The sequence below is a fragment of the Rhodothermales bacterium genome (assembly GCA_013002345.1).
Lineage (GTDB): Bacteria > Bacteroidota > Rhodothermia > Rhodothermales > JABDKH01 > JABDKH01.
Genome location: JABDKH010000350.1, coordinates 1 through 5906, shown reverse-complemented (window position 1 = coordinate 5906; position 5906 = coordinate 1). Strand labels below are relative to the sequence as shown.

Annotated in this window: 5 protein-coding genes; 3 read left to right on the top strand and 2 right to left on the bottom strand. The window is 59.8% G+C overall.

Going from position 1 to position 5906, the window contains the following annotated elements; genetic code table 11:
- Positions 1-126: 126 nt before the first annotated feature.
- On the bottom strand, positions 127-549 hold the full coding sequence (locus HKN37_16480) for a VOC family protein (GenBank protein NNE48250.1): 423 nt from the start codon (positions 547-549) through the stop codon (positions 127-129).
- 347 nt (positions 550-896) lie between these two features.
- Between HKN37_16480 and HKN37_16475 the strand changes: the two genes are divergently transcribed.
- Together HKN37_16475 and HKN37_16470 are read left to right on the top strand one after the other, a co-directional pair.
- The gene (locus HKN37_16475) at positions 897-2207 is read left to right on the top strand and encodes a cytochrome ubiquinol oxidase subunit I (GenBank protein NNE48249.1); all 1311 of its coding nucleotides are present in this window, start codon (positions 897-899) and stop codon (positions 2205-2207) included.
- 60 nt (positions 2208-2267) lie between these two features.
- The gene (locus HKN37_16470) at positions 2268-3278 is read left to right on the top strand and encodes a cytochrome d ubiquinol oxidase subunit II (protein NNE48248.1); all 1011 of its coding nucleotides are present in this window, start codon (positions 2268-2270) and stop codon (positions 3276-3278) included.
- 72 nt (positions 3279-3350) lie between these two features.
- On the opposite strand, the gene HKN37_16465 is transcribed toward HKN37_16470, so the two are convergent.
- Positions 3351-3872, bottom strand: a complete 522-nt coding sequence (locus HKN37_16465; GenBank protein ID NNE48247.1) for a hypothetical protein — start codon at positions 3870-3872, stop codon at positions 3351-3353.
- Positions 3873-4077: 205 nt separating this feature from the next.
- Here HKN37_16465 and HKN37_16460 point away from each other — a divergent pair, with 205 nt between their 5' ends.
- Entirely contained in the window at positions 4078-5748 is a 1671-nt protein-coding gene (locus HKN37_16460) for a T9SS type A sorting domain-containing protein (protein NNE48246.1), read from the top strand.
- Positions 5749-5906 lie beyond the last annotated feature (158 nt).

Genomic DNA, 5906 nt, shown 5'->3' with positions numbered 1-5906 from the left:
GGAGCAGGTCATCGAGCATCTCGCGTTTTTCCAGGTCGTACGATCGACCCAGATAGAACTCGCCCAGTTTTTCGTAGGATTCGACGGGGATATCCATGCTTCAGATAGTTCGGTGTGATGTGATGGTCAGGGCATCTGAATGATGCCGAAGAGGTTGCCGAACGGGTCTTCGACGGTCCCGACAAGGACGCCGCCACCGACGTCGCTTACGCCGGTGACCTCGGTGGCTCCGAGGGTCGTCAGTCTGTCGTACGTCGCGACGGCGTCATCGACTTCCCAATATACCCACATGCCTCCGCGACCCGGGGGGGCAAGGGCGGTGTCGGGGTCAAGTCCCAGCTCGAAGTCGCCCACCTGGAAACCCACATAAAACGGCTCGTCGAAATACGGCTCGATGCCGAAGACGGACGAGTACCAGGCTTTTCCTGCGTCGAGGTCCGGCGTGACGTAGACGACGGTCTTGACGCCTTTGAATTCCGTGGTTGCGGCGGGTTCGCTGGTGCACGCCGCGGCGACCAGGAAGGCCGAGACAAGAATCAGTTTCCTCATGAAACGAAGATACACAGCGCGCGACATCATCCGTACTTTCCGTGCCACTCCATCGACAGCCACGCTGCGTCGACGCAACCATTTGGCGGCATCCAAGCCGTACCCGCGCCATCGCAAGCCACGCTACGTCATCCCGAACGAAGTGGGGGACCTTTGGCGGACGGTTGTAGTCGGTTTCTACCCGAAGACGTGGACCCTTCCGGAAGCACGTTGCAACATCCTTTGCGGACGATGACGAAGACGTCGAATTCACGGTGCGGCCTTCTGCGAATCTTAACCGCGGAGCCGTGAACCCGCTTCTTCCTCTCGGGTAAGCCGTCACTCCAACGCACGTGGTCGAGGTGAGAATGGAAGATTTCTTCTTCGCGCGCTCCCTGATGGCGCTCTCTCTGGCCTTCCACATCGTCTTCGCGGTGATGGGCATCGGGATGCCGCTGCTCATGGCCATGGCGGAGGGCAAATATCTCCGAACGAAGGAACCTGTATACCTCGATCTGGCGAAGCGGTGGGCGCGCGGTACTGCAATTCTGTTTGCCGTTGGTGCGGTTTCGGGAACGGTGCTGTCGTTCGAGTTGGGGTTGCTCTGGCCGGACTTCATGGCGGTGGCCGGTGGAGTGATCGGCATGCCCTTCTCGCTTGAGGGATTCGCCTTCTTCACCGAAGCCATCTTCCTTGGAATTTACCTGTATGCGTGGGATCGCATGCCGCCTCTTGCTCACTGGCTTTCCGGGGTGGTGGTAGCTGTCAGTGGAGCGCTTTCGGGCGTGTTTGTGATCACCGCGAATGCCTGGATGAATGCTCCTGTCGGGTTTGATCTCGTCGACGGAGTCATTACGAATGTCGATCCCGTTGCTGCGATGATGAATCCGGCAGCACTTCAGCAGATCATCCACATGATCCTCGCTTCGTACGTGGCTGTCGGTTTTGCGGTGTCGGCTGTACATGCCTTTTTCCTGCGGAAAGACCGAACGAGCACCTTCCACCGCTACGCTTTTGGCCTCGCGCTTCTAATGGCGATGGTGAGCATCCCGCTTGAGCTCGTCAGCGGTGACCGAATTGCAAAGATGACGGCCGTGCTGCAGCCTCCGAAGTTTGCGGCGATGGAGGCGCACTATCACACCGAATCTGGCGCGCCGCTGGTCATCGGGGGCCTGCCTGATGACGCGGAGATGGAGACCCGGTACGCACTCGAGATTCCGTACGGTCTTAGCTTCCTGGCCCACGGCGACGTTGGCGCCGAGGTAACAGGACTCGATGCCTACCCTCGAGATGAATGGCCGAACGTGACGATCGTTCACTGGGCGTTCGACATCATGGTGGGTTGTGGAATGATGATGTTTGTCCTCGCGCTCTGGACCGGGTGGAAGTGGGCGCGAACGCGGCGACTCCCGGACGATCCGCGGCTATTGCTGGCGCTTATCGCTGCCGGGCCGCTCGGATTTATCGCCATCGAGGCGGGGTGGATCGTGACGGAAGTTGGTCGACAGCCATGGATCATCTGGGGTGTGCTGCGTACCGAGGATGCCGTTACTCCCGTGAGTGGTCTGGCGGCGCCCTTCATCGCGTTCACGGTTCTGTATGTCTTTCTCTCCGTCGTCCTAGTCTTCCTGCTCAAGCGGCAGTTCCTCGAGACACACTCCGGGAATCATCGATCCTGATGTGCTGATGCCCGGGCGGAGCGCTTTAATGCCTGACTCAATCGATCAACCACGAACACGATGTACGAAACGATCCTGGCGCTGGTGATGCTCGCAGCGCTCGTGTTGTATGCGCTTTTCGCCGGAGCGGACTACGGCGGAGGCATGTGGGATCTTCTGGCGTTCGGACCGAATCGGCGGCAGCAACGAGACGCGATCGCCGACGCCATCGGACCCGTGTGGGAGGCGAATCATGTATGGCTGATTCTTGTGATCGTCCTTCTCTTCTCAGCGTTTCCGCCCGCATTCGGGATGATCATGACGGCGCTGTTCATGCCCATGATTTTGATCCTCATTGGGATTGTGCTCCGCGGCACCACCTTTGTCTTTCGCAAATACGATTTGCAGCGGGACGCCGTGCATCGACGGTGGAGTGCGATCTTCGGCATCGCGAGTTTCCTGACGCCGTTCTTCCTCGGCCTCAGCCTCGGTGCACTTGCTACCGGTGATATCCGCGTTGAAGAGGGCGTGATCATTTCAGGATTTTACGCGGGGTGGACGACAGCCTTTGCTGTCGGGTGCGGGCTCTTTGCGCAGGGGCTCTTTGCGTATCTGGCCGCCGTCTACATGACCGTCGAGACTGAAGACAATCCGGCAGTCCAGAGAGACTTTCAGATCCGATCGTTGATCTCGGCTGTGACGCTCGCACCGGCGGCACTGCTCGTCTACCTCCTCGCGGGCGACGGCGCTCCGTATCTCTTCGATGGTCTCTCGCAGTGGTGGTCGCCACCGATAGGCGCCGCCGTTTCGCTTCTCGGTATCGGAGCTGTTGTAGCGCTCTGGGTGCGCCGCTTCGCGTGGGCACGGGTCGCCGCCGTTCTGCAGGTTACCTTGATCCTCGTGGGCTGGGGCCTGGCGCAATTCCCGTACGTCATCGTCCCCGATGTTACGTTTGCAGATGCCGCCACGGCGCCGGCCACGCTGCGGCTCCTCACGCTGATACTCGGTGCCGGAACAGTGCTGCTGCTCCCCGCCTTCGCCTACCTCTTCTACATCTTCAAGCGGCGAAGACTCCCCGCGGATTCCCGGTAGTGACGTCAGACAACACGTAGTCCATCCCCGCAATGAACTGCACTTGAATCGCAAGCCATCCGTAGAGCACCATCACGGGCGAGGTAAATCGCTCCGGCTCCAGATCCATTCGGAAGACTGTTCTTCGCCGTCGCCCTGGCCAGAGATCCTGGCATGAAGTCGGCCCGCGCGATCAACCCGATAGGCGATCATTTGTGGAAAATCGTGGGCGAGGTTTTCGAACGTGACGCTGGAATCCGTCACGCCTGACGCGATGAAGGGTGTCGGCGGCCGACCGCGCGGACTGGCATGAAACACCAGCGTGTCGCCGCGCTGTTCGATTCGCAGGTATTCAAAGAAAGAGCGTCCCGACGCGAACAGGTCGACGTGCATGCCGACCATTACGTTGCCACGCGCCGGCAGCCAGACTTCTTCCATGCGGGTGCCGTCCTGCTCGCCCGTCCAGTAGCCCTGCATCCACGAGAGCCGAGCCAGGTCTAATGGCTCGGAGGCCGAGTCGTGTATCGCCGGCTCCGCTGAATAGAGATTCCTTGACTCCTCACAGCGAGTAAATGCCGCGGCGAAGATCAACAGTATCGGGGCGAGTGTTCTCATGGATCGTTATGGAGCTTGCATCGTGCTTTGGGTCGTCTGGCAGATCCGATCGCCACCCGGAGCCCTCCCGGACCCGCGATACGACGGATGGGGGATTCCCCGGCCAGCTGGCGCACCCGAAACCGGCACGCCATGTCTTCCTAGTTAACTAGTGTTATGGTTCGATGCAACATTCTTGCGCCGCGCCGTCCTTCGTAGAGGAACCATGCTTCGCATCTTACTTGGGATACCACTGACCCTGTTTGCCATCCATGGGCAGAGTGGAGCACTCGCGCAAACAACGGGCACGTGTGAGCCCGGCACAGCGCAGGAGGAGTTGGATGTGGGAAGGGTCAGGGCTTCCATCTACAATACGGGCAACCTGTTTCGCGACATAAACGGAGGATTCTACGAGGTACCGAAGGACTCCAGTGCACATGCTATTTTCTCGACCTCCCTGTGGCTCGGAGCCCGAGTGAACGGCGAGCTGCGTGCAGCGATCAATCACTTCTACGAATCTGAACTGTGGCCCGGACCGCTTGATGAGAACGGCGACCCGCCAGCGGACTGCACGCCCTACGATCGGATCTTCAACGTGTATCGATCCGATATAGAGTCACTTGACGCCGGGGGGACAGCAACCGAAGACATTCGCGACTGGCCGTGGGAACTGGGTGCTCTCGTTCGCGATGGCGACGGAAATCCCGGCAACTACGATGTGGCAGCGGGCGATCGGCCGCGGGTCCTCGGGGACCAGACAGCCTGGTGGGTCATGAACGACGCGGGAAATGTGCACGAGAGATCAAAGACCGCACCCCTGGGCGTGGAGCTACGGGTAACGGCTTTTGGATTTGAGGAGGTGTTCAGCAACGCGTGGCCGGAGTACGCAACGTTCTACCTGATCGATGTGGTAAACAAGTCACCTGCACGACTGGATAGCCTTTACTTCGGCTCCTTTGTGGACGCCGACGTGGGATACGGCAGCGATGACCGCGTCGGGTGTGACTCTCTCCTGGGGCTCGGATACGCCTACAACGCCGACGATTTTGACCGAGAGTATGGCAATCGACCACCGGCGATTGGATATACCATGATCGCGGCTTCGGAGGCGACGGACGACGGAATCGATAATGACTTTGATGGCGCAACCGATGAACCGGGAGAGCGCAGACAGACAACGAGCTGCCTCGAGCTACGCAAGAGCAGCGGCTTTCCGCCCCTCGGGGAGTACCCTCAGTCGGCGGAGGGTTACTACAACCTGCTACAAGGTCTGGGCAGCGACGGCATGCCGATAACGTACGGTAGCTACGGTAGCGACTACTCAGCGAGTCCAACCACCTTCATGTACACCGCCGACCCGCCGGAATTCTGGAGCGCGGATCAGATTGAACCGGGCGGTCCCTCGAGCCGCTTTGCGGAGATTCGGTTTCTCGTCGGGCTGGGACCGTTGCGGTTGGATAGCGGTGATTCCGAGCGAATTCTGATGTCGATTCTCTTTGCCCGGGAAGGCGACCGGCATCAGTCTGTGCAGAGACTGAAGGTGATTGCCCGGAATGCTCTGAACCTTGGAAGCTGGCTGCTAGATGACGTGGACAGTGTATCGATTGCGGAGCCGCCGACGCCGGAGGGACCTGCCGCATACGGGCTCGGCCATTACCCTTCGCCAGGCTCGGGTCAGGTCTTTGTCAGATACAACATACCCGTGTTAGCCCCGGTCAGAATCACACTGTTTGATGTGCTCGGCAGAGAGGTCCTGCGGATTGTGAATGCTCCTCGTGCACCCGGCGAATATGAGGAGGTCGTCGTCGTGTCGCACCTTGCCTCCGGTGTTTACTACTACGTCCTCGAGACAAAGGGTTACTCGTTCCCGGCACGGACCCTGGTGGTCGTACGGTAGGCGGCTTTTTTGTGGGACGTGTTCGTTGGCGCCGCCTTCCACACCGCCGCTCCAATCTTCTCCGCCTCGTCTTCCGTCGTAATGAATCGGTCGCGACCGCCGGTATGCGCCGGGAAACCTTCGTATCCCCCGAACACACCATGCAGCGGCCAGGCCTG